Here is a 23,917-nt window from a genome sequence, read left to right as displayed (position 1 = left end):
GGGGGTTTATCATGTCGTTCGATGCGTCAGGATCAATCCTTGCGCTTGTACTTTTTCTTGACCGGCGCCCAGATGCGCTTGTTGGTCAGGTACAGCAGAACCGACAGCAGAGTCAGGAACAGCACGCCGACAAAACCGGCCTGTTTGCGCTGCGACAGCTTGGGTTCAGCTGTCCACATCAGGAACGCTGCAACGTCCTGCGCTTCGTGGTGCAGCTCGTTCGAGTGACCATCGGCAAACTCGACGTCCTCACCACCCAGCGGCGGTGCCATAGCGATCCAGCTGCCGGGGTACATGTGGTGACCGTGTTCGTCCTTGCATTCCTCGGGGAAACCGCCGGCTGCGAAGGCCACGTTGTAATAACCCGGAAAATCTTCGGGCGCACAGCTGGGGGCCTCTTCATAGCTGCTCAGCAGGGTGGCGATATACTCAGGACCACCGATGCCTTTCATCAGCTGGTTGATCCCCAGACCATAAGGACCATGGAAACCCGCACGCGCCTTGGCCATCAGGCTAAGATCGGGTGCGTTTTCCAATGCCGAATGGGGGAAGTGATCCACCGGCTTGCCAGGGCGCGTGTCGTCCAGCTCGGGGTCGAAAACCTCGAATTGTTCGGCATAGGCGCGAACCTGATCTTCGGGCAGGTGTGGCCCGCCTTCGTCACCCAGCGTGCGCAGCGGTACGAATTTCAGACCGTGACAGGCCGAGCAAACCTCGGTGTAGATCTGAAGGCCGCGTTGCAGCTGGTTGGTGTCATAGGTGCCGAACGGACCGTCGAAGGGGAAGTCGAAGTTTTCGACATGCACTTCTCCGCCAGCGGCATAAGCGCCTCCAGCCAGACCAACGGCCACAGCAGCGCCAAGTACGATTTTCTTGAACATGGTGCTCATCCTCTTATTCCGCAGGCTGCGACGCAGCGTCGGCCTTGGCCGAACCGGTCTTGGCCACTTTTGCGGCAAAGTCTTCTTCGATCGTTGCGGGCTGCGCATCCGGCTTCTCGATCACGCCCAGAATCGGCAGGATGATCAGGAAGTAGGCAAACCAGTATGTCGCGCCGATCAGCGAGAAGGTGGCATAGGGTTCTTCCGCAGGCATCGCCCCCAGCCACATCAATGCGACAAAGTCGATAACCAGCAGGGCAAACCACATCTTGAACATCGGACGATAGCGGCCCGAACGTACCGAAGATGTGTCCAGCCACGGCACCAGTGCCATCACCGCAATCGCGCCGAACATCGCCAGAACACCAAAGAATTTCGCGTCAACGATACCGCCGGTCAGGAACGATGCGATCTGCACCACCCAAACCTCGGACGTGAAGGCACGCAGGATCGCATAGAAGGGCAGATAATACCATTCGGGCACGATGTGCGCGGGTGTCGAAAGCGGGTTTGCTTCGATGTAGTTGTCCGGGTGGCCCAGATAGTTGGGCATAAAGCCGACAACCGCAAAGAACACCACAAGGATAACGGACAGTGCGAACAGGTCCTTGATCACGAAGTAGGGCCAGAACGGAAGCGTGTCTTTCTCGGCTTCTACTTTCGACCCTTTGCGCACATCAACGCCCGTGGGGTTGTTGTTGCCGGTCGAGTGGAAGGCCCAGACGTGTACGATCACAAGACCTGCAATCAGGAAAGGCAGCAGATAGTGCAGGCTGAAGAAACGGTTCAGCGTGGCGTTATCAACAGCAGGCCCGCCCAGCAGGAAGGTTTGCAGGCTGTCGCCGATGAACGGGATCGCGCCGAACAGACCGGTGATAACCGTGGCACCCCAGAACGACATCTGACCCCAGGGCAGAACATAGCCCATAAAGCCGGTCGCCATCATCAGCAGATAGATCAACATGCCGATAATCCACGTGATCTCACGCGGGGCCTTGTAGGACCCGTAGTACAGACCACGGAAGATGTGGGCGTAAACAGCAACAAAGAACAGCGAAGCGCCGTTTGCGTGCATGTAACGCAGCATATAGCCGCCGTTCACGTCGCGCATGATGTGTTCGACACTGGCAAATGCCATATCAACGTGCGGTGTATAGTGCATAACCAGCACAACACCGGTGGCAATTTGCAAGACCAGGCAGAACACCAGAACGATGCCCCAGATCCACATCCAGTTCAGGTTCTTGGGTGTGGGGATCATCAATGTGTCGTACAGCAAACCGACAACGGGCAGACGGCTGTGAAGCCATTTTTCTGCACCAGTTTTCGGTTCGTAATGGTCGTGAGGAATTCCAGACATTGCGTTCCCTTCCCTTAACCCAGTTTAATCGTGGTTTCGTCCACGAATTCAGCCACAGGAACCGGAAGGTTCTGCGGTGCTGGCCCTTTGCGGATACGGCCCGCAGTGTCGTAGTGTGAACCGTGGCAGGGGCAGAACCAGCCGCCAAAGTCGCCTGCGTCGCCCAGGGGCACGCAGCCCAGGTGCGTACAAACGCCCATCATCACCAGCCAGTCGCTGTCCGCACCGGCTTCGCCGCCAGCAGGAACCAAAGACCGGTTCGGATCTGTCGCAGGCGCGTCGCCCGCAATATTCGCGTTGCGTGCGATCGGATCGGGCAACGTATCCGTATCAACCGCATTCGCAGCGGCGACTTCGGCTTCGGTCCGGCGCCGGATGAACACGGGCTTGCCCAGCCATTTCACGGTCAACTGTGTGCCCGGTTCAACGCCGGACACGTCCACGCGGATCGACGACTGCGCCTTCACGTCCGCCGAGGGGTTCATCTGATTGACCAGCGGCCAGACGGCAGCACCTACTGCAACAGCACCTGCACCCGCCGTTGCGTAGTACAGGAAGTCGCGCCGGTTGCCGTCGTGTTCATCTGTGTGGGACACGGGGTTTTCTCCAACTCTCTTGACCCTCGGGGGTCATTCGCCAATGGGGCCACGCAACAAAGCGCGGCCTTCCTCGGGGCGTATCTAACGGGGTGAACCTGTCCAGTCCAGCATCATTGATGTCGCACGTCGTCGCATGTGGGAACTTTATCAACCCCTGCGGCAAAAAATCACGAAATTCTCCCGTTCCGCCTTAGGGTACAGTCGCTTGCATCGAATCGCGTTCAGCGAATTTGGCGGCCCAAGCGGCCAGCGCATCGTGGCCCTTGCGCCAGTTGCGGTCTTCGTGCCGGAAATCAAGGTATCCCAGCGCGCAGCCCACCGCGATATGGCCGATATCAAGCGGCCCGTACAAATGGCCCATCCAGCGGCTGTCAAGCGCGTTCAGCGCCCGCGAAACCTTTTCCCACTGGTTTTCGACCCATGTGTCGGATTGAAGCGCCTCGTCGCGCAGACGCCGTTCATATACCATGGCAACGGCCGCCTCCATGATCGCGTCGCCCGTCGCCTCAAGCGTCAGCGTTTCCCAGGGGCTTGTCACGGGATACAGGCCCGACTTGGCGCGGTCGTCCAGAAACCGGGTGATCACCCGGCTGTCATACAGCGTCGCCCCTTCGTTGCGCACCAGTGCGGGGATCTTGCCAATGGGGTTCGCCGCCGCCAGATCGGCAGGGGTCGCACCGGGGGCAGTGGTGACAGTGACAATCTCGACGTCATCCAGTTGCTGCGTCTCGTGCAACACCACCAGAACTTTACGCACAAAGGGCGAGGCCCCGGACATCATCAGCTTCATTCAGGTCACTCCTATGGGTTCGTCGTCACCCTAACGCCGTACAACAAACAGTCAAACGCGTACCTATGGATTCGATCCCGCACCGCGCATCAAAGCAGCCAGAACCGCCAGATCACTGCCCAGCCCGAAAGCCGCAACCCCGTCTGCCGCGCTTTCACGCACCGCATCGGGTTTGTTCTGGCTCAGCTTCCATGTGCCATCGACACCGGTCACTGTCATCCGGCAGGGCACGATCTGGCGCATCAGCCGGTCCAGCGCCGCGGCGTCCATCTTGTCAGTCGTCCACGGAGTCTTGGGCCGCAACTGATCCTCGAAATGCGCCGACTGCGCATCCAGAAGCGCGCGCAGCTCGTCCTGCGGGCACAGTTCCAGCGTTCCGGTCAGATGCACGGCGACATAGTTCCACGTCGGCACCTGATCGGGCACTTCGTACCAGTCGGGCGACACATAGCTGTCGCCACCACTGACCGCCAGTCGCACCGGCTGCGGGCTCCCCAGCGACCGCGCAATCGGATTGGACCGCACCAGATGCAGCGCCACGCTGGCCCCATCGTCAGACAGCACAAAGGGCACGTGACTGATCAACGGCCCGTCGGGCGCATTCATCGCCAGCACGCCAAAGCCGCGATCACGGGCAAAGGCCAGATTGCGCGCCGTGTCGGCGTCGTGAAAAACCGGATTTGGATGCATGAATAACGTCCCGTTCAGAAGCTACTATTTCTATTGCAGGCTTTGCGCGCTTTTGACAATCTGGCAAAGTTCTCAGGGCGGGGTGCAATTCCCCACCGGCGGTATGCGGGCATGACCCGTAAGCCCGCGAGCGGCGCTTGCCTTGCAGGCGTGTCAGCAGATCCGGTGAGATGCCGGAGCCGACGGTCATAGTCCGGATGAAAGAGAACGTGTCATGTCTGTGCTCTGTGGCGCAGCTATGGCATGTAATCGCCTTGGGTGACGTGTCTGTTACGATAGGAGATTACATATGACACACACCCGCATTGCTTATGTCCAGGCCCGCTGGCACGCCGATATCGTCGACCGCGCGCTGGACGGATTTTCCGAGGTTATCCCCCGCACCCAGATCGACGTGATCGACGTGCCGGGCGCGTTTGAAATGCCGCTGATGGCGCGCGATCTGGCCGCGACCGGACGCTACGACGCTGTGGTCTGCGCGGCGCTGGTTGTGGACGGTGGTATATATCGTCACGACTTTGTCGCCAGCGCTGTGGTCGACGGGCTGATGCGCGCAGGCATGGACACCGGTGTGCCGGTTCTGTCTGTGTCACTGACACCGCACCACTTCCAGGAAACCGATCACCACATGGCGATCTATTCCGAACACTTCGTGACCAAGGGCCGCGAGGCCGCCCATGCCGCACTTGGCATCCTTCAGGCGCGCGCCAGCCTGCGCAGCGTCGCGGCGGCATAGGGGCAGCCTAACCCAGATAGGCCTTCAAAGCAGGCGGCGGGTTGTCCATCAACGCCTCCGCCGCCTGTGGTGCATGGGCCCTGCCTCCTTCGACAAAGATCACATCGTCGGCAAAACGGCGCACGTCCTGCGGGGCGTGGGTGACCATCAGCACCGCAGCGCCGGTGTCGGCGGCGACGGAGGCGACCAGATCCAGCATTTCATCGCGCAACGCAGGCCCGAGGGCGGCAAAGGGTTCGTCCAGCAGCATCAGCGGCTTCCCCTGCACCAACATCCGCGCCAACGCCGCGCGGCTTTGCTGACCACCGGAGAGGTTGGCGGGCGTCCGGTCCTCGAACCCCGCCAGCCCGACCCGCGCCAGCGCATCACGCACCCGCCCCTGCTCGTCCGCCGTCAGGCGCAGCGCGGGGCGCAGGCCCAGCCCCACATTCTGCGCCGCCGTCAGATGCGGGAACAGGTTGCCGTCCTGAAACAACATCGCCATGCCGCGCTGGTCGGGGGCGACATGCGTAATGTCCTTCCCCTGCATCGTCACCGTGCCCCGCGCCAGCGGCACGAACCCGGCCACGGCCCCCACCAGCGTCGACTTGCCTGCGCCCGATGGCCCGATGATCGCCACCTTGCGCCCCGCAGGCACCGACAAATCCGCGCGCAGGGTAAAATCGCCCAGCTCGATCAACACGTCATTCAGATATAGCACCACGTCGCCCCCAAGCATCACAGATCCAGAACGCCCCGAAGGCGAGGATTATCAATAACAGCGCTGCACCCGCCGCCGCCTGCATCTGATAGGCCCCCATCAGACGGTACATCTGCAAGGGCAGCGTCGCATGGTCCTGATCGGCAAACAGGGCGATCACACCCAGATCGCCCATCGACAGCGCCGCCGCCAGCCCGGCGGCAAAGCCCACTTGCGGGCGCACCCCCGGCAGGATCACCCACAGCCACAGCCGCCAGCCGCGCAGGCCCAGCGCCGCGCTCAGCCGCCCTTGGGCCGCCACAACGTCACGCACCCCCGGCACCAGAATCCTTAGAGCAAAAGGCAGCGCCATCAGCGCGTTGACCAAGGCCGTGACTGGCAAGGCCAGCGCCGACGGTGGGGCAAAGGGATAGATCAGGATAAACCACCCCGTCCCGATCATCAGTGGCGACGCGGCAAACCCCAACAGCCCCGCCGCTTCGACCCCGCCGCGACGGCTAGTGCCGATCCAGCCCGCCATCGGCAGGGCCAGCGCCAGCAGCACACAGACACTGACGCAGGACACCCAGACCGACGACCACGCCGCGCGAAACACATTCGCGGGCAATGCCGTGATCCCCGGCAAACCGGACAGCACGACCGACAGCAGCGGCACCAGCAGGAACGCCGCCGCCAGAGCGATCAGCGCGGCATCGACCCAGCGCAGCACGCCCGTCGGTGCATCCCAACGCCGCACCATCCGGCCCATACCCCCCGTCAGCGACACCTGCGGCACCAGCCACAGCGCCAACACCGCCGCAGCGCCCGCCATACCAAGCTGCATCAGCGACAACATCGCCGCACGGCCAAGATCGAAATCGAACAGAAACGCCTGATAGATTGCCAGCTCGATCGTGGTCGCCCTTGGCCCCCCGCCCAGCGTCAGCGCCACGGCGAAACTCGCCAGACAAATCACGAATATCAAAGCCAGCGCGCCCGGCACCACGCGCAACAGTACGGGCCATTCCAGCACGCGAAACACCATGCGCGGCGTCAGGCCCAACTGCGCGGCCAGCCGGAAGCGTTCCGCCGGAATGCCTTGCCAACCTTGCAGGATCAGCCGCGTCGCCAGCGGCAGATTGAAAAACACATGGGCCAGCAGCACGCCGCCCAACCCGTAGATCGACAGCGGTACGAACCCCCAGTACCCCAGCAGCTGGTTCACCCAGCCGCCACGACCAAAGACCGCCAGAATCCCCAGCACCGCGACAATCACCGGCAGGATAAACGGCGCACCCAACAGGGCAATCAGCGCGCTGCGCCCCGCAAACCGCCGCCGCGCCAGTGCACGCGCCACCGGCACCGCCAGCGCGACCGATATCAACGCAGACAGAAACGCCTGCCACAGGGTAAAGCGTACCGCAGCCCAATCGGCAGGCCCAAGGGAATATCCCCCCTCGGCCCGCCACGCCACCGCGCCCAGCGCGGCAGCGATCAGCGCCACGACCAATGTCGCAGCGCCAATACCGCCTAAGCGGCTTATTTGGACAGGGCTTGCAGCCATTCCTGCAACGCTTCATCCCGCAGTGCGGGCGCATCCTCCGACGGCACCAGCAGCGCCGTTTCGGGGGTGATCAGTGTTTCGAACCCTTCGGGCAGACCGTCCTTGGGCGTTACGGCGGGATACATCCAGTTGGTCGTGGGAATGGCCGACTGGAACGCATCCGTCACCATGAAATCCAGAAACTTGTCCGCAAGCTCGGGCTGGTCGCTTGCTGCCAGTTTGCCAGCGACTTCGACCTGCAAATAATGTCCTTCCGAGAAGGGAGCTGCCTTTTTGGTGGCGTCCTCTTCGGCAATCAGGTGATAGGCGGGCGAAGTGGTATAGGACAACGCCATATCGGCCTCGCCCTCAAGGAACAGACCATAGGATTCGGACCAGCCTTTGGTCACTGTCACGATGTTGTCCGCCAGATCGGCCCAGATCGCAGGCGCCTCGTCGCCATAAGCCGCCTTGACCCACATCAGCAGGCCCAGACCGGGTGTGGACGACCGCGGGTCCTGAATGACGATCTTCAAATCGCTGTCCGCCAGTTCGCGGAAATTCTTGGGCGGCGTGATGCCGTCGTTGTAGACAAAGGCAAAATAGCCCCAGTCAAAAGGCACGAAATTCGGGTCGCTCCATTCCATCGGCACGTCATAGGCCACATCGACCGAATGCGGCGCGAACAGGCCCGTGGCGGTGGCGGCAGCGGTCAGGTTGGTGTCGAGCCCCAGCACGACATCAGCGTCCGAGCGCGCGCCCTCCAGCTTCACCCGCGCCAACAGCGCGGCCCCGTCGCCCGTGCCCACGAACTGCAAATCGCAGTCGCACACCTCTTCAAAGGCTTTCTCGATCACCGGACCGGGGCCCCAGTCGGATACAAAGCTGTCATAGGTATATACGGTCAGAACAGGCGTTTCGGCCTGCGCTGTGGTGGCAACGGTTGCTGCAAGAACTCCCGCTGCAAGATGGATCGGCTTCATGGCATCCTCCAATTTGCTGGCGAAAGGGCAAAGCGTGGAGAGATGTCCAGACCTTCCCTCCGCCGGTGTTAACCGGTTCAGGTTCAACGGGTCCGCGATCATTCGCATCTCAGCCATTAGGCCCCCCGAGGTGTTGCAATAGCTAGGGTGTGTGGGCTGCCGAGGCAAGCCGTATTCAGGTTTCGTCCAGAATGCTGCGCGCGTGGTCCACCGTAATGTCATCTGCTGCAACGATGGCACGGGCGACACGGTCAATGTCGGCACCTGTCGCGCCTGCGGTGATCGCGATGTTGCGCGCGTGCAGCGCCATGTGGCCACGCTGGATGCCCTCGGTTGCCAGGGCGCGCAGCGCCGCCATGTTCTGCGCCAGGCCCACGGCGGCAACCACCTGCGCCAGTTCGGTTGCCGTCTCGACGCGCAGCAACCGCAACGCCGCCTGCGCCGCCGGGTGAGTGCGGGTCGCCCCACCCACAAGGCCCAGCGCCATCGGCAGTTCGATACTCCCACTCAGCCCACCGCTGGCGGTGCGCTCCCACCGCGTCAGCGCGGTATAGCGTCCGCAGCGCGCGGCAAAGGCATGTGCCCCCGCCTCGACCGCGCGCCAGTCGTTGCCGGTGGCGATCACCACCGGATCAATGCCGTTCATGATCCCCTTGTTGTGCGTCGCCGCGCGATACGGGTCAATCACCGCCAAGGCGCAGGCCTCGACGATGCCCTGCGCCACATCCGTGCCGTTCAAAGTATCGGTATCCAGCGCCGCCGCCTCCAGATCCACACGCGCCCGCACCAGCCGCAGATCGGCCAGATTGGAAAGGATGCGCAGCCGCACGGTGCCGCCCGCGATCGCCTCGACCTTTGGGGCCAGCAGTTCGGCCATCGTGTTGACCGTGTTCGCCCCCATCGCATCGCGCACGTCCACAATCAGATGCAGCACCACCATCGGCCCCACCGGCGTGTCGTCAAACACATGCACCTCGATGTCCTTGCAGCCGCCACCCAGACCGGTCAGCACCTTGTCCCTTGAATTGGCCAGCGCCATCAACGCGCCGCGGTGTTCCAGTATCCGCAGCCGCGCCGCCGCAGGATCGCTAACGCCCAGCACCTGCACCTGCGCGCGCATCACCGGATCATCCGCCGAGGCATGAAAGCCGCCCCCGGCCCGCGCAATCCGCGCCATATAGGACGCCGCCGCCACCACAGAAGGCTCCTCGACCACCATCGGGATCAGGTAATCCTTGCCGTTGACGCAAAAGTTGGTCGCCACGCCCATCGGCATCTCGAACTTGCCCACCACGTTCTCGATCATCCCGTTGGCCGTGGCCAACGGCAACGCCCCCTCGCCCGCCAGCAACGCGCGGTCGCTCTGATCCAGCCCCGCCGCCGCACAGACCGCGTCCAGCCGCGCTGCGGGTTCAAGATCACGCAGCCCCGCAATGCGGGCATTCACAGGTGTGGGTTTTGTCATTGTGTCCTCCTGATGCCGTTTCAGGACGGTACAGGCTGAACCGCACCGGTCAATCACTCTTGAGCCGATGGGCCTGTGCCGTTATGGCCTTGGGCCAAAGGAGACCGCGATGTCGATCAACAGCTTTGGCCACCTCTTCCGCGTCACCACATGGGGTGAAAGCCACGGACCCGCCTTGGGTGCGACGGTCGACGGCTGCCCTCCGGGCGTGCCCGTGACCGAGGCGATGATCCAACACTGGCTGGACCGCCGCAAACCGGGTCAGAACAAATACACCACCCAGCGCCGCGAGGCCGACGAGGTCCGCATCCTGTCGGGCGTGTTCGAAGGCCAGACCACAGGCACACCCGTGCAACTGATGATCGAAAACACAGACCAGCGCTCCAAGGACTACGGCGACATCATGGACAAGTTCCGGCCCGGTCACGCCGACATCACCTATTGGCAGAAATACGGTATCCGCGACTATCGCGGTGGCGGCCGGTCCTCGGCCCGCGAAACCGCGTCACGCGTGGCGGCGGGCGGTCTGGCGCGCGAGGCGATCCGCGCGATTGCCCCAGACGTGCAGATCACCGGCTACATGACCCGTATGGGCGCCCACGAGATCGACCGCACCCGCTTCGACTGGGACCAGATCGAACAAAACCCGTTCTGGTCTCCCGATGCCCAGACCGCCGCTGATTGGGCCGACTACCTTGACGACCTGCGCAAATCCGGCAGCAGCGTCGGCGCGATCATCGAAGTGGTGGCGCGCGGTGTGCCCGCCGGCCTTGGCGCTCCTGTCTACGGCAAGCTGGACACCGACCTTGCTGCCGCCATGATGTCGATCAACGCGGTCAAAGGTGTCGAGATCGGCGAAGGCATGTCCGCCGCGATGCTGACCGGCGAATTGAACGCCGACGAGATTTTCATGGGCAACGACGGCAAGCCGTCATACTCCAGCAACCACGCGGGCGGTATTCTGGGCGGTATCAGCACCGGACAGGACATTGTCGTGCGTTTTGCCGTCAAACCAACCTCGTCGATCCTGAAAACCCGCAAGACCATCACCAAGACGGGTGCGGAAACCGAGATTATCACCAAGGGCCGCCACGACCCCTGCGTCGGCATCCGCGCCGTGCCCGTGGGCGAGGCGATGATGGCCTGCGTTCTTCTGGACCACATGCTGCTGCATCGCGGTCAGGTTGGCGGGCAGATCGGCGAAAACCGCGGGCGCATCGGCTGAAATGTCACAATAGGCACGATTTAGCAGAGGTCTGTGGGAAATACCCCGTCGCGCCCTAGATTACAGGGCATGCTGTGTCGAAAGGATGCATTATGACCCGTCGCATGATATTCAACGCTCTTGTTCTCGGTGCGCTGCTGCCTGCGCTTCCTGCCTTTGCGCAAGATACGCTTGGGCGTGAAGGCACGTTTCATGGACACAACGGCGCCTCTGCCAGCGGCGATGTGGTTGTGACCGATGCAGGCATTTCCCTGATGCGAAACTTCAAACTTCAAGGCGCAGAAAACGCACATGTAGGCTTGGGGTCAAACGGCGTTGTCGCGGTCGAAACAGACATGGGCGCACTGCAAGCCACCGAAGGATCGCAGGATTATCCAGCGGGCCAGTCGTACAATGTCTCGGACTATAACGAGGTCTGGATATGGAACCCCTCTGACAACTCTGCATTGGCGGTCGCAAAACTAAACTGACGCTTGCAACTTGATCGCTGAACGATCAAGTGTCGGGCATGCCTTTGCCCCTGATCGAAAATCGTCCCGGCACAGCTGTCACGCTCAAGCTGGTGGCAGTGTTTTTGTTTATGGTCATGTCCGCCATGATCAAGGTGGCCGTGGCCGAAGTGCCCTCGGGCGAGGCCGTTTTCTTTCGCTCATTCTTTTGTATTCCTGTCATTCTGATCTGGCTCTGGCAAACCAAAGAGCTGCGCCACGGGCTGTCGACCAAAAACCCGATGGGCCATGTGTGGCGCGGGCTGTTCGGCACCGCCGCAATGACGCTGACCTTTATGGGCCTTGGCCTGCTGCCGCTGCCCGAGGTCACCGCCATCGGCTATGCCACGCCTATGTTCACCGTGATTTTTGCGGTGTTTCTGCTGGGCGAAAAGGTGCGCGCTATCCGCATGACCGCCGTGGGGCTTGGGCTGATCGGCGTCTTGATCGTTATCTGGCCCAACCTGACATTGGGCGCGGGCAACATGAGCACGGCCGCTACGATGGGTGTGCTTGCCATTCTGGGCGCATCGCTGGTGCGCGGGCTGGTTCAGATCCACATCCGCCGCCTTGTGCAGACCGAACACACCGCCGCCATTGTGTTCTACTTCTCAGTGACCGCCACGGTGCTGTCCCTGCTGACCCTGCCCTTTGGCTGGGTCATGCCGTCGCCTGAAAACACTGTGCTGCTGGTCGGCGCGGGCGTGATCGGCGGCATCGCGCAAATCCTGATGACCAGCGCGTTCCGCTTCGGGGCAGCCTCGATGCTGGCCCCGTTCGACTACGCCTCATTGATCTTTGCCACCGCAATCGGTTTTGTGGTGTTCAGCGAAATCCCGACATGGTCCACGGTGGCCGGTGCAACGCTGGTGGTGGCCGGCGGCGTGCTGATCATCTGGCGAGAACGTCAACTGGGTCTCGAACGTGGCCGTGTCCGCGCCGTGACCGATCCAAAAGGTTAAGACATGACAGAAGACCACAAATCCAAGATGCAGGACCTGCAAGCCAAGCAGCGCGAAAAGATCGCCCAGACCGAAGACCCGGGCCGCGGTCTGATTCTGGTCCATACGGGCGATGGCAAGGGCAAGTCGTCTTCCGCCTTCGGCGTTGCACTTCGTGCTTTGGGGTGGGGCCAGAAAGTTGGCGTCGTTCAGTTCATCAAAGGCAAATGGATCACCGGCGAGCGCCGCTTTTTCAAGAACCTGCCCGAAGTCACATGGCACACGATGGGCGAAGGCTTTACCTGGGACACACAGGACCGCGACCGAGACATTGCCGCCGCCACTGCCGCCTATGCAAAGGCCTGCGAGATGATGCAGTCGGGCGACTATGACCTGATCCTGCTGGACGAAATCAACATCGCCTTGCGCTATGATTATCTGGACATCGCGGCGGTCATCGACGGGCTGAAGGCGCGCAACGAACGTACCAGCGTGATCCTGACAGGGCGCGACGCCAAGCCGGAATTGATGGACTACGCCGACCTTGTGACGGAAATGACCGAGGTCAAACACCCCTTCCAGGCGGGCATTAAGGCACAGCGCGGCGTCGACTACTGACGCCGCGTCACGCGCCGACCTCCTCAACCTGTGGTAGTCTTCCCCTGCGTCACGCGATTCTCGTGGCGCATCAGGGAGGAACTATAAATGACTTTCAAAACCACTTTCGCCGCCGTAACAGCGCTTGCGCTGACGGCCACAACAGCGTTGGCTGATGCACATTCCGCCTGCATATCGTCGAAATGGGGCGCCGATGACACCATCGGTGCCGCCAACCACGTCAGTACCGAACGCACGCTGGCAGCTGCCAAGCTGATCAAACAGGGCAAATCCATGCCGCTTGGCATCACCATCGACGCCAAAACCCCTGCCTTTCCGCCCCGCTCGCTCAGCCTGCAAGTGGTGCAGCCGAACCAACAGGGCGGCGTCAAGCTTGAGGCCTTCGGCTATCCCGGCAACTATAACGATGACATCCTGTACACATGGATCGGCATCGGCTCGCAACTCGACGGCCTTGGCCACCTGGGTGAAAACGGGCTGTACTATAACTGTCTGGATGAAAAAGACATCAGCGTGATCACGGGCCTCGCCAAACTTGGCACCCATGACGTGCCGCCACTGGTCGGGCGCGCGGTGATCGTCGACATGGCCAAACACTTTGGCACCGATGTGATGGACGCGGGTCAGGGCTTTGGCTCCGAAGACATCAAAGCCGCGATGGAGGCGCAAAACGTCACCATGAACCCCGGCGACATCATCCTGTTCCACACCGGCTGGACACAGGGCAAATTCACCCAGGACCCCACCGCATGGGTGTCCGGCGAACCCGGCCTGACCAACGAAGGCGCCGAATATGTCGCCTCGCTCGACCCGATGGCTGTGGGCGCCGACACATGGGGGCTTGAAGCCGTGCCCGCCGTCGAAGGCGACGGCACCTTTTACGGGCACGTCATTTTCCTGCAACAAAACGGTATCTACATCCTTGAAACGATGAATACCGGCCCGATCCTGGATGACGGCGTGAACGAATTCATGTTCGTGCTGGGCCAGGCCCGCATTCGCGGCACCGTACAGGCGATGATCAACCCCGTCGCCCTGTACTGAACCAACGTACCAAACCAAAAAAACGGGCGCGGCCAAACCTATGGCGCGCGCCCGTCTCTTCATCTTGCCCGATAAACTCCGGGGGAGGCGCGAAAGCGCCGGGGGCAGAGCCCCCTCCGACCCTTAGGCGCGCACCAGCTTTTCATAACCTTCCGCGATCTCGCGCGTCAGCGCCCCGACCTCGAAATTGAAATCACCGATCTGGCCCACCGGCGTCACTTCCGCCGCCGATCCGGTCAGAAAACATTGTTCGAACCCTTCCAGCTCTTCGGGCATGATGTGGCGCTCGTGTACCTTGATCTGGCGGTCTTTCAACATGCCGATCACCGTCTGACGGGTCAGACCGTTCAGGATCGAATCCGGCAGCGGCGTATGCACTTCACCGTCTTTGACAAAGAAGATATTGGCGCCGGTCGCTTCCGCCACATAGCCACGGTAATCCAGGAACATCGCGTCCGAGCATCCTTTGGCTTCGGCCGCATGTTTGGACATGGTGCAGATCATATACAGACCCGCAGCCTTGGCTGCGACGGGGATGGTCTCGGGGCTGGGGCGCTTCCACTTGGCGATGTCCAGCTTGGCGCCTTTCATCTTGGCGTCACCGTAATAGTTGCCCCACTCCCAGCAGGTCACAGCCATGCGGACAGGGTTGCGCGATGCGGCAACGCCCATGTCCTCGCCCGCACCGCGGAACGCCACAACCCGCAGGTAGGCATTGGTCAGACCGTTGGCATCCAGTGTCGCGCGTTTGGCGGCTTCGATCTCGTCGACGGAATAGGGAATCTCCATGTCCATCAACTCGCCCGACTTCAGCAGGCGTTGCGAATGTTCCCGGCTTTTGAACACCTTGCCGTCATAGCAGCGTTCGCCTTCAAATACCGACGAGGCATAGTGCAGAGCGTGTGTCAGAATATGAACGTTTGCGTCGCGCCAGTCGACCAGTTTACCATCCATCCAGATCTTGCCGTCACGATCATCATATGCGCCAGACATCGGTCACATCCCTCTGTTTGTTTTCCCAATATTGCGCATTTATGACCGGTGCGGACATTTTGTTGCGCAAAACCTTTGATTCGATAGCCCTTGGCTCTTGGAATGTCAACAACACTGACGTAAGCTCTTGGTCACACAAGACGAGCGAGGCCACGAGAAATGCGTGACACCGGCATGGGTTCGGGACTGGGCGGCGAAAGCCTGCTGTTTCTGACTGACGAACAACTGCGGCAGGGCATCGAGGCGATGTTCTTTGCCTATCGCGGGTTTACCGCCGATCCAGACCGTATTCTGGCGGATATGGCTTACGGGCGTGCGCACCATCGCGCGGTGCACTTTATCAACCGTGCTCCGGGCACGACGGTGAACAACCTGCTGAACATTCTGGGCGTGACCAAACAATCGCTGAACCGCGTGCTGCGCACCCTTATCGCTGACGGGCTGGTGGAAAGCCGAGTGGGCCAAACCGACAAACGCGAGCGTCACCTGCACCTGACCGATGCGGGCCGCGCGTTGGAACAGCAATTGTCCGATGCCCAACGCGCCCGTATGCGCGCCGCCTTTCGCGAGGCCGGGCCAGACGCCGTTGGCGGTTTCCGCCGCGTGCTCGAAGCGATGATGGACCCGGAAATGCGCCGCGCCTATGCGCGCCTGAAGGAAAACGGCGCATGAGCGATTTCGACGTCCACCTGCTGGTTGTTGACGACGACGAGCGTATTCGTACCCTGTTGCAGAAATTCCTGATACGGAACGGATTTCTGGTAACCGCTGCCCGCGACGCGCAGCACGCGCGGCGCATCCTGACGGGGCTGGATTTCGACATGATCATTCTGGACGTGATGATGCCCGGCGAAGACGGCCTCAGCCTGTGCCGGTCGTTGCGCGAAACCAAGACCACACCGATCCTGCTGCTGACCGCGCGCGGCGAAACCGATGCCCGCATCGAGGGTTTCGAGGCCGGGGCAGACGATTACCTGCCCAAACCCTTCGAGCCCAAGGAGCTGCTGCTGCGCATCAATGCCGTGCTGCGGCGTATGCCCGAAACCCCCGCAGAAGACAGCATGCCCAAGATCCTGCATCTTGGCGACATCCGCTATGACCTTGAACGCGGCGAGATGTGGCAAGGTCAGGACATCGTGCGCCTGACCGGCACCGAAATGTTGCTGATGAAGATTTTTTCCGCCCAACCGGGCAATCCGATCAGCCGCGCCAAGCTGGTCGAGGAACTGGGCCGTGACCGCGGACAGGCACAGGAACGCGCGGTTGACGTGCAGATCACCCGCCTGCGCCGCAAGATCGAAAGCGATCCGAAACAGCCGCGATATCTGCAAACCGTGCGCGGGGCGGGCTATATGCTGGCCCCCGACTAACTGCGCAAAAACTGCGGCTTGTGCGTCTGGCATCGGGATACGAAGACCGCTATGTTGACCCAGAAATAACAAGAGGCGCGGCGCGATGACCGATACACCCGTGAACGAGATGAGCTTTGAACAGGCGATGGCCGAGCTGGAGCAGGTTCTGGGCCAGCTTGAGCGCGGTGACGTGGCGCTGGATCAGTCGATCACGCTGTATGAACGCGGCGCGGCGCTGAAAGCCCGCTGCGAAGCCAAGCTGAAAGAGGCCGAGGAAAAGGTCGCCGCCATCACGCTGGACAGCGACGGCAATCCCACCGGCACCACGCCCGCCGACATTCAATAGGCTCATGTTTTCCGACCGGCTGGCACAGGCCACCACGCAGATCCAATCGCAATTCGACACCGTTCTGAACAGTCTGGACGATGTGCCCGTCACCCATGCGATGGCGCACGCCACCCAAGGCGGCAAACGGCTGCGCGGCTTTCTGGTGCTGGAATCGGCGCGGCTGCACGGGCTGGACCCGGCCACGGCGATATGGCCCGCGACGGGGATCGAGGCGATGCACGCCTATTCGCTGGTCCACGACGATCTGCCCTGCATGGACAACGACGACATGCGCCGGGGCCAGCCCACCGTTCACGTCAAATGGGACGAGGCGACGGCCATGCTGGCCGGTGACGCGCTGCATGCGCTCAGCTTCGAGCTGGTTACCCACGACTCAGTCGGCCCCGCCCGCGCCGATCTGGCGCACACGCTGGCGCTGGCCGCAGGGCAACGGGGCATGGTGCTGGGTCAGGCGCTGGACATCGCCGCCGAAACCGCCGACGTGCCGCTGACCCTTGCGCAAATCGAATATCTGCAACGCGGCAAGACCGGCGCGCTGATCGAATGGTCGGCCTGTGCCGGTGCACGCATGGCCGGTGCAGACACCACCCCGCTGCGGACCTATGCACAGGCGATGGGGCTGGCGTTCCAGATTGCCGACGATGTGCTGGACATAACCGGCGATGCCAGCACCGTCGGCAAGGCCACCGGCAAGGATGCCGAGGCAGGCAAGGCCACCTTTGTTTCGCTGCTGGGTCTGGACGGGGCGAAACGCCGCGCATCCGAACTGGTGCAATCTGCCTGCGACGCCCTAGATACTTATGGACCAGATGCCGACGTGCTGCGCGAAACCGCCGCATTTGTCATCCGCCGCGAGAAATGACAGAAGGCCGCCCTATGACGGACCGCCCAAACACCCCCCTGCTGGATACAATCCAGCGCCCCGCTGACATGAAACACCTCAGCGACGCCCAGTTGCATCAACTGGCCGACGAGGTGCGCCGTGAAACCGTGTCAGCCGTATCGGTCACCGGCGGGCATCTGGGTGCAGGTCTGGGCGTGGTCGAGCTGACCGTGGCCCTGCACGCCGTGTTCGACACCCCCCGCGACAAGATCGTCTGGGATGTGGGCCACCAATGCTATCCACACAAGATCCTGACCGAACGCCGTGACCGCATCCGCACCCTGCGCCAAAAAGACGGGCTTTCGGGTTTCACCAAGCGCAGCGAATCCCCTTATGACCCCTTTGGCGCGGCCCATTCCAGCACCTCGATCAGTGCGGCCCTCGGCTTTGCCGTTGCGCGCGATCTGGGCGGTGTCACGCCCGAGGGGTTGGGCGACGCGATTGCCGTGATCGGTGACGGCAGCATGAGCGCGGGCATGGCCTATGAGGCGATGAACAACGCGGGCGATCTGGGCGAACGTCTGATCGTCATTCTGAACGACAACGAAATGTCCATCGCCCCGCCCGTTGGCGCAATGTCGTCCTATCTGTCGCGCCTGTATGCCGAAGAACCGTTTCAAGACCTGAAAGCCGCCGCCAAGGGCGCTGTCAGCCTGCTGCCGCCCCCCTTCCGCGAAGGCGCGCGTCGGGCCAAGGACATGCTCAAGGGCATGACCGTGGGCGGCACCCTGTTCGAACAGCTTGGGTTTTCCTATCTCGGGCCGATCGACGGCCACGACATGGATCAATTGCTGCCCGTTTTGCGCACCGTCAAGGCCCGCGCCACCGGCCCGATCCTGATCCATGTGCTGACCAAAAAGGGCAAGGGATACGCCCCCGCAGAACATTCTGCCGACAGGGGCCACGCCCGCGCCAAGTTCGACGTGATCACCGGCGAACAGAAAAAAGCCCCCAGCAACGCGCCCAGCTATACCAGCGTCTTTGCCCAGCATCTGCTGAAAGAGGCCGCAGCGGATGACAAGATTTGCGCGGTCACGGCCGCGATGCCCGACGGCACCGGCCTGAACCTGTTTGCCGAACGCTATCCCAGCCGCTGCTTTGACGTGGGCATAGCCGAACAGCATGGCGTGACCTTTTCGGCGGCGCTGGCTGCCGGCGGGATGAAACCGTTTTGCGCGATGTATTCAACCTTTCTGCAACGTGGCTACGATCAGGTGGTACACGACGTGGCGATCCAGCGCCTGCCGGTGCGCTTTGCCATCGACCGCGCGGGCCTTGTCGGGGCAGACGGTGCCACACATGCGGGGGCGTTTGACGTGGCTTTCCTTGCCAACCTGCCCGGTTTCGTGGTGATGGCCGCCGCCGACGAGGCCGAGCTGGCCCATATGGTCGCCACCGCCGCTGCCCATAACGACGGCCCTATTGCGTTCCGTTTTCCGCGCGGCGAAGGCACCGGCGTTGAAATGCCCGAACGCGGCACCCCGCTGGAAATCGGCAAGGGCCGCATGATCCGCGAAGGGTCGCGCGTGGCGATCCTGTCCTTTGGCACCCGTCTGAGCGAAGTCGAAGCCGCCTGCGAAAGTCTGGCTGCCAAAGGGATCACACCCACCATCGCTGACGCCCGTTTCGCCAAGCCGCTGGACCGCGACATGATCCTGCAACTGGCTGCCGACCACGAGGCGCTGATCACCATCGAAGAAGGCGCCGTTGGCGGCTTTGGCAGCCATGTGGCGCAACTGCTGGCCGATGAGGGCGTGTTTGACGATGGCCTGAAGTTCCGCTCGATGGTGTTGCCTGACATCTTTATCGACCAGTCCAGCCCTGCCGACATGTACGCCACCGCGCAACTGAGTGCAGCGGACATCGAGGCCAAGGTGCTGAGCGTTCTGGGTGTGTCACAGATCGGCGTGGAACGGGCCTGAACAGGCTCTAACCCGGCCAGACCCAGACCGCGAGACCGGCCAGAACGGCAACCTGCACATAGCCTGCCAGCACCCACAGACCGTCGCGGGTAATCACGCCAAAGGCGATCATCGCAATCGCACCAGCGCTGAACGACGACACGAAGGGCAGGATTTCGAAAAACGGCAACGTAGCCGCCGTCACCATGCACACCACCAGCGTCAGCGGTCGCAACACGCCAGAGGTCAGCACCCTAAGCCGTGGACGCGCATGTGCGTCCAGCCACGCGCAGGGCCGCCTCAGCCAGCCCGTCGCCGTCTTGACCCGCGGTGCCAACAGTTCGCGACGCAGCAGAAAGTCAGGCAACCACAAATGCCGCCGCCGCCCGAAGGCCTGCCCCATCAGAACCAGCAAAATGACCGACGACAAGGTCGGAACCGTCGGAATACCGGACAAGGGTGAGACAATCAGGATCGACACTGCCAGAACAAGGGGCATGATCGACCGATCTCCAATCGCACCCAAAATCTCGCGCACCGACACCACCGTGCCGTCTGCAGCGTTGTCAATCGCATCCAGCAGATGCGTCAGCGTCTTGTCGTCAAAACTGGGCATTCTCGGATCAGCCGTCTTTCAAAAGGGCGGCCAGTCCTTCGCGGTAAGTTGGGTAACGCAGCCGAACACCCAACGCTTCTTTGATCCGTTCGTTCCGAACCCGTTTGCTTTCGGCATAAAAACTGCGCGCCATAGGCGTCATATCCGCCTGCTCGATCGGAATGGCCGGTGGCACCGGCATCCCCAGCAATGTCGCGGCATGGGCAATCACCTCTTGCGGCGGGGCAGGATCATCGTCGCAGACGTTATAGGCAGTTCCGGGGTCCGGCTGGGCAATTGACGCCGCCAGAACCTGCGCGATGTCCTCGACATGGGTGCGCGAGAACACCTGACCCTCTTTGATGATCCGCCGCGCCGTGCCCTGGCGCACCTTTTCAAAAGGTCCGCGACCGGGGCCATAAATGCCCGCAAGCCGGAAAATATGCAGGGGCAGGCCGGGAATGGCGCGCCAGTCCGTTTCGGCCTGCTTGCGCCATTGTCCGCGTTGGGTTGTCGGGGTCAGGGGCGTGGCTTCGTCCACCCAATCGCCACCGTGATCCCCATAGACACCCGTGGTCGACAGATACCCCAGCCATTGCAAGTCACCTGCCTTGGCGGCAATCGCACCGTGCAGCGCATTCAACACCGGATCGCCCTGTGCCGTCGGCCCTGCCGAAATCAACACATGCGTCGCCTCGGCCAGCGCGGGCATCACGTCCCCGCCCGGCCAGACCAGCGGTGTAACACCGGTTTGGCCGATCTCGCCGACCCTGTCCGCACTGCGCGTGGTGCCAATCACCCGCCATCCCTGCGGGATCAGCACCGCCGCCAAAGCCTGCGCCGAATAGCCATGTCCGAAGGAAAGCAATGTCTTGTTCATAACCCATAGGTGCCCCGCCGCGGCATCATGTTCAAGCCCCTTGCCCTATGAACGAGGGTCGCAATCTGGATCGAACGTTAGCGCCCCTTCCAGACCGGATCACGTTTCTCGGCAAAGGCGCGCGCGCCCTCCAGTTGATCCTCGGAGGCATAAAGCGCATCGACAGTTGGCAACTGCCGCCCGGTAATCCGGTTCATCGCATCCTGAAACTTGGCATCCTCGGCATCACGCACGATTTCCTTGATTGCGGCATAGACCAGCGGCGGTCCCGATGCGAGCAGTCGCGCCAGCTCCCATGCCCGCGAATCCAGCGCATCTGCGGGCAACACTTCGTTCACGATCCCCCAACGGTGCGCCTCGGCCGCATCGAACCAGCGCCCGGTCAGCAGCAGTTCCATGGCGATATGATAGGGAATCCGCTTGGGCAGCTTCACGCTGGCCGCATCCGCCACCGTACCCGAACGGATCTCGGGCAGGGCAAATTGCGCGTGATCTGCCGCCAGAATCATATCGGCGCTCAGCGCCAGCTCCAGCCCGCCACCGCAGCAAATCCCGTTCACGGCGGCAATCACCGGCTTGTTCATTCCGCGCAGTTCCTGCAATCCGCCAAAACCACCGACACCATAATCGGCATCTACTTCGTCGCCATCGGCCGCCGCCTTCAGATCCCAGCCCGGGCAAAAGAACTTGTCGCCCCCGCCTGTGACAATCGCCACCCGCAGATCGGGGTCATCACGGAAACCGGCAAAGACGTCTCCCATGATCCGGCTGGTCGCCAGATCAATCGCATTGGCTTTGGGGCGGTCCAGTGTCACATGAAAAATTGCACCGTCGCGGCGGGTCTTGATCGGGTCCATCTGTCAGTCCTTTGCAATTCGGATCAGCGCGTCGGCAGCGACGGCGCGTGTCGGGGTACATATCAGCGGATTGATCTCAACCTCGCTGATCACATCGGCCTGTGCAATCACATAGGATTGCACCGCCATGACCGCGGCCACGATGCTGTCGATGTCAGCGGCAGGTTTGGCACGATATCCGGACAGCAACGGGGCGCATTTCAGCCTTGCCAGAGCCTGTTTTATTGCGGCTTCATCCGCGGGAACCAAAAGCGAAACAGTGTCTGCGAGTATCTCGGTCAGCACCCCGCCAGCGCCCAGTGTCAAAACGAATCCGTGCGCCGGATCACGGGTGACACCCACCAGTATTTCCGCGACGCCATCGGTTACCATCTCTTCGACAATGGCCCCGTCGCCCGGCAACCCTGCCAGAATTCCCGGCACCTGATCCAAGGCGACGTTTAACCGTACAGCATTCGCTTCGGTTTTATGTGCCAACCCCAGCCTCTTGACCGCAAGGGGAGGACTCAATCCGGTCAATTCAGGAACAAAATTCGCTTTAACAGAGACTGATTTCGGGATTATCACCCCATATTCTGACAGGGCCGCTTTCGCCTCCGTCTCGCTCAGCATCACGCCATCGCGGGCCTCACCAGACGGCAACGGCGCTTGCTCCACAGGCGCACCCAGATGCGCAGCAACTTCGGCTGCGGCAATCGCTTCGGTCAGCCCGTTCATCGGCACCACACCGCCCGCTATCAGTCTCTGGGCGACAGCCAAGGGCATCAACTCGGGCAATGTCGCAACAACCGCTACGGGTCGTCCGGTCTGCGCGCGCACGTCCAGTGCCGCCAGCGTCGCACATTCCCAATCCGTCGCATCGGTGTGTGGATAATCCACAATCAGCAGGGTCAACCCGATATGATCCGCAGCCATCGGCGCCCAGGCCCGCGCCATTGCCGCCGCATCACGCCAGATATAGGTGTTGTAATCCAGCGGGTTCGACAACGCGACCATCGGGCCCAGCGCCTCGCTTAAAACAGCCCTCTGTACCTGTGTTAGAGCCGGAAATGTCACCGCCCGCCCATGCGCCGTATCTGCCGCCAGACTCGCCTCGCCGCCCGAACAGCTCACCGACGACAGCGTCGGCGCATCCAGCGGTCCGGCCACATGCAGCAGCTTCAGCGTTTCGACAAAGGTCGGCAAATCCCGCACGCGACCGATCCCCAGACGCGCAAGCAAGGCAGCGGCACCTGCATCGCCGCCTGCCAGTGACGCCGTATGCGACACCGTCGCCCGCTGCGCCTGTTCCGATGCGCCAACCTTCAGCGCAATCAACGGAACGCCACGCTCGGTGGCCCGCACCGCCAGCCGGTGCCAGGCACCCGTATCGCCGAACCCTTCGATATGCATCCCGATGGCCGTCACACGCGGATCATCCAGCAACCCCAGCGCGATATCCGCCTGCGCCGTCTGCGCCATATTCCCACATGCCACAACATAGGCGATCGGCAGCCCGCGCAGCTGCATTGTCACATTGATCGCGATGTTCGAGCTTTGCGTCAAAATCGCCACGCCCGCCCCGACCCGCGCGCACCCATGCGTGTCGGGCCACAACAGCGCCCCGTCCAACGCATTGATGTACCCGTAGCAGTTCGGCCCTAACAAAGGCATATCGGCCGCCGCAGCCAGCAGTTGCGCCTGTAAATCCGTCGCAGCGGCATCTTCTGCCACCGCTTCGGCAAAGCCGGACGCAAAGCAAACCGCCCCTCCGGCCCCCATCCGCGCCAGACGCGCAACCACATCAATCGCCAGGTGCCTGTTCACCCCGACAAAGACCGCGTCAGGCACCTGTGGCAACGCCTCTACCGTCGGCACCGACGCGATCCCCTCGACCACCACGCCTCTTGGGTGAACAATATGGATATCGCCCGAAAATCCCATAAGCAGAGACTGTTTCACGACCTGCGCACACCATGCGCCGCCACCCACCACGGCAATCGACCGTGGCCGCAACAACCGCGATAGATCACGCGCCATACTGCACCTTCTTTTGGCCAGAAATATCCCGGGGGGAGGCCGCAGG

The 23,917-nt window shown here is 62.1% G+C and carries 25 protein-coding genes and 2 riboswitches; of the genes, 11 read left to right on the top strand and 14 right to left on the bottom strand.

The window, feature by feature from the left end; translation table 11 throughout:
* Positions 1-32 precede the first annotated feature (32 nt).
* From DSM107133_RS01150 to DSM107133_RS01130, 5 genes are all read right to left on the bottom strand, one after another.
* Positions 33-881, bottom strand: a complete 849-nt coding sequence (locus DSM107133_RS01150; protein ID WP_114292983.1) for a cytochrome c1 — start codon at positions 879-881, stop codon at positions 33-35.
* A gap of 13 nt (positions 882-894) precedes the next feature.
* Positions 895-2,241, bottom strand: a complete 1,347-nt coding sequence (gene petB, locus DSM107133_RS01145) for a cytochrome b (RefSeq protein WP_114292982.1) — start codon at positions 2,239-2,241, stop codon at positions 895-897.
* 14 nt (positions 2,242-2,255) lie between these two features.
* Positions 2,256-2,837 carry a ubiquinol-cytochrome c reductase iron-sulfur subunit gene (petA, locus tag DSM107133_RS01140; protein ID WP_114292981.1) on the bottom strand — a complete coding sequence of 194 codons (582 nt, stop codon included), beginning with the start codon at positions 2,835-2,837 and terminating at the stop codon, positions 2,256-2,258.
* Positions 2,838-3,030: 193 nt separating this feature from the next.
* On the bottom strand, positions 3,031-3,630 hold the full coding sequence (locus DSM107133_RS01135; RefSeq protein ID WP_114292980.1) for a glutathione S-transferase: 600 nt from the start codon (positions 3,628-3,630) through the stop codon (positions 3,031-3,033).
* A 63-nt stretch (positions 3,631-3,693) separates the two neighbouring features.
* The gene (locus DSM107133_RS01130; RefSeq protein WP_114292979.1) at positions 3,694-4,320 is read right to left on the bottom strand and encodes an FMN-binding negative transcriptional regulator; all 627 of its coding nucleotides are present in this window, start codon (positions 4,318-4,320) and stop codon (positions 3,694-3,696) included.
* Between the two features lie 64 nt (positions 4,321-4,384).
* A riboswitch (FMN riboswitch) is annotated at positions 4,385-4,533 on the top strand.
* Between the two features lie 76 nt (positions 4,534-4,609).
* On the opposite strand from DSM107133_RS01130, the gene DSM107133_RS01125 reads away from it, so the two are divergent.
* Positions 4,610-5,056 (top strand): 6,7-dimethyl-8-ribityllumazine synthase, encoded by a 447-nt coding sequence (locus DSM107133_RS01125; RefSeq protein ID WP_114292978.1) that lies wholly within the window; start codon positions 4,610-4,612, stop codon positions 5,054-5,056.
* 7 nt (positions 5,057-5,063) lie between these two features.
* Here DSM107133_RS01125 and DSM107133_RS01120 read toward each other — a convergent pair whose 3' ends face one another.
* The 4 genes from DSM107133_RS01120 to DSM107133_RS01105 form a co-directional block, all read right to left on the bottom strand.
* On the bottom strand, positions 5,064-5,774 hold the full coding sequence (locus DSM107133_RS01120) for an ATP-binding cassette domain-containing protein (protein WP_114292977.1): 711 nt from the start codon (positions 5,772-5,774) through the stop codon (positions 5,064-5,066).
* Positions 5,740-7,299, bottom strand: coding sequence for a thiamine/thiamine pyrophosphate ABC transporter permease ThiP (locus tag DSM107133_RS01115; protein WP_114292976.1), 1,560 nt, complete (start codon positions 7,297-7,299; stop codon positions 5,740-5,742). Before DSM107133_RS01115 ends, DSM107133_RS01120 begins: the two co-directional genes overlap by 35 nt.
* Positions 7,275-8,261 carry a thiamine ABC transporter substrate binding subunit gene (thiB, locus tag DSM107133_RS01110; protein WP_114292975.1) on the bottom strand — a complete coding sequence of 329 codons (987 nt, stop codon included), beginning with the start codon at positions 8,259-8,261 and terminating at the stop codon, positions 7,275-7,277. The genes DSM107133_RS01115 and thiB overlap by 25 nt, the downstream gene beginning before the upstream one ends.
* 37 nt (positions 8,262-8,298) lie before the next feature.
* Positions 8,299-8,399: riboswitch (TPP riboswitch) on the bottom strand.
* Positions 8,400-8,436: 37 nt separating this feature from the next.
* Positions 8,437-9,726 carry a hydroxymethylglutaryl-CoA reductase, degradative gene (locus tag DSM107133_RS01105; protein ID WP_114292974.1) on the bottom strand — a complete coding sequence of 430 codons (1,290 nt, stop codon included), beginning with the start codon at positions 9,724-9,726 and terminating at the stop codon, positions 8,437-8,439.
* 109 nt (positions 9,727-9,835) lie between these two features.
* Between DSM107133_RS01105 and aroC the strand changes: the two genes are divergently transcribed.
* The 5 genes from aroC (at position 9,836) to DSM107133_RS01080 (ending at position 14,042) form a co-directional block, all read left to right on the top strand.
* The gene (aroC, locus tag DSM107133_RS01100) at positions 9,836-10,951 is read left to right on the top strand and encodes a chorismate synthase (protein ID WP_114292973.1); all 1,116 of its coding nucleotides are present in this window, start codon (positions 9,836-9,838) and stop codon (positions 10,949-10,951) included.
* A 92-nt stretch (positions 10,952-11,043) separates the two neighbouring features.
* Positions 11,044-11,421: a hypothetical protein gene (locus DSM107133_RS01095; RefSeq protein WP_114292972.1), complete on the top strand. Its 378-nt coding sequence runs from the start codon at positions 11,044-11,046 to the stop codon at positions 11,419-11,421.
* Positions 11,422-11,459: 38 nt separating this feature from the next.
* The gene (locus DSM107133_RS01090) at positions 11,460-12,401 is read left to right on the top strand and encodes a DMT family transporter (RefSeq protein WP_114293105.1); all 942 of its coding nucleotides are present in this window, start codon (positions 11,460-11,462) and stop codon (positions 12,399-12,401) included.
* Positions 12,402-12,404: 3 nt separating this feature from the next.
* Entirely contained in the window at positions 12,405-12,998 is a 594-nt protein-coding gene (gene cobO / locus DSM107133_RS01085; RefSeq protein ID WP_114292971.1) for a cob(I)yrinic acid a,c-diamide adenosyltransferase, read from the top strand.
* Between the two features lie 87 nt (positions 12,999-13,085).
* On the top strand, positions 13,086-14,042 hold the full coding sequence (locus tag DSM107133_RS01080; RefSeq protein ID WP_114292970.1) for a cyclase family protein: 957 nt from the start codon (positions 13,086-13,088) through the stop codon (positions 14,040-14,042).
* A 123-nt stretch (positions 14,043-14,165) separates the two neighbouring features.
* Here the strand turns inward: DSM107133_RS01080 and DSM107133_RS01075 are convergent, their stop codons facing one another.
* Complete coding sequence (locus tag DSM107133_RS01075) at positions 14,166-15,035, bottom strand: branched-chain amino acid aminotransferase (RefSeq protein WP_114292969.1); 870 nt, start codon at positions 15,033-15,035, stop codon at positions 14,166-14,168.
* A 159-nt stretch (positions 15,036-15,194) separates the two neighbouring features.
* On the opposite strand from DSM107133_RS01075, the gene DSM107133_RS01070 reads away from it, so the two are divergent.
* The 5 genes from DSM107133_RS01070 to dxs all read left to right on the top strand — a co-directional run bounded on the left by DSM107133_RS01070 (position 15,195) and on the right by dxs (position 19,541).
* A complete protein-coding gene (locus DSM107133_RS01070) occupies positions 15,195-15,707 on the top strand; it encodes a MarR family transcriptional regulator (RefSeq protein WP_114292968.1) in 513 nt (170 codons plus the stop codon).
* Complete coding sequence (locus DSM107133_RS01065; RefSeq protein WP_114292967.1) at positions 15,704-16,405, top strand: response regulator; 702 nt, start codon at positions 15,704-15,706, stop codon at positions 16,403-16,405. Before DSM107133_RS01070 ends, DSM107133_RS01065 begins: the two co-directional genes overlap by 4 nt.
* A gap of 85 nt (positions 16,406-16,490) precedes the next feature.
* Positions 16,491-16,733, top strand: coding sequence for an exodeoxyribonuclease VII small subunit (locus DSM107133_RS01060; RefSeq protein ID WP_114292966.1), 243 nt, complete (start codon positions 16,491-16,493; stop codon positions 16,731-16,733).
* Between the two features lie 4 nt (positions 16,734-16,737).
* Positions 16,738-17,598: a polyprenyl synthetase family protein gene (locus DSM107133_RS01055; RefSeq protein ID WP_114292965.1), complete on the top strand. Its 861-nt coding sequence runs from the start codon at positions 16,738-16,740 to the stop codon at positions 17,596-17,598.
* Positions 17,599-17,612: 14 nt separating this feature from the next.
* Positions 17,613-19,541, top strand: a complete 1,929-nt coding sequence (gene dxs, locus DSM107133_RS01050) for a 1-deoxy-D-xylulose-5-phosphate synthase (RefSeq protein ID WP_114292964.1) — start codon at positions 17,613-17,615, stop codon at positions 19,539-19,541.
* Positions 19,542-19,548: 7 nt separating this feature from the next.
* Here dxs and DSM107133_RS01045 read toward each other — a convergent pair whose 3' ends face one another.
* From DSM107133_RS01045 to DSM107133_RS01030, 4 genes are all read right to left on the bottom strand, one after another.
* On the bottom strand, positions 19,549-20,136 hold the full coding sequence (locus DSM107133_RS01045; protein WP_114292963.1) for an exopolysaccharide biosynthesis protein: 588 nt from the start codon (positions 20,134-20,136) through the stop codon (positions 19,549-19,551).
* Positions 20,137-20,143: 7 nt separating this feature from the next.
* On the bottom strand, positions 20,144-20,995 hold the full coding sequence (locus DSM107133_RS01040; protein WP_162792000.1) for an SDR family oxidoreductase: 852 nt from the start codon (positions 20,993-20,995) through the stop codon (positions 20,144-20,146).
* Positions 20,996-21,072: 77 nt separating this feature from the next.
* Positions 21,073-21,852, bottom strand: coding sequence for a carnitinyl-CoA dehydratase (locus tag DSM107133_RS01035; RefSeq protein WP_114292960.1), 780 nt, complete (start codon positions 21,850-21,852; stop codon positions 21,073-21,075).
* Positions 21,853-21,855: 3 nt separating this feature from the next.
* On the bottom strand, positions 21,856-23,871 hold the full coding sequence (locus DSM107133_RS01030) for an acetate--CoA ligase family protein (protein ID WP_114292959.1): 2,016 nt from the start codon (positions 23,869-23,871) through the stop codon (positions 21,856-21,858).
* Positions 23,872-23,917 lie beyond the last annotated feature (46 nt).

Source organism: Pseudosulfitobacter sp. DSM 107133 (assembly GCF_022788695.1).
Classification (GTDB): Bacteria; Pseudomonadota; Alphaproteobacteria; order Rhodobacterales; family Rhodobacteraceae; genus Pseudosulfitobacter.
The sequence above is the reverse complement of the archived record's forward strand: the minus strand, read 5'-3'. Positions and strand labels throughout refer to the sequence as shown.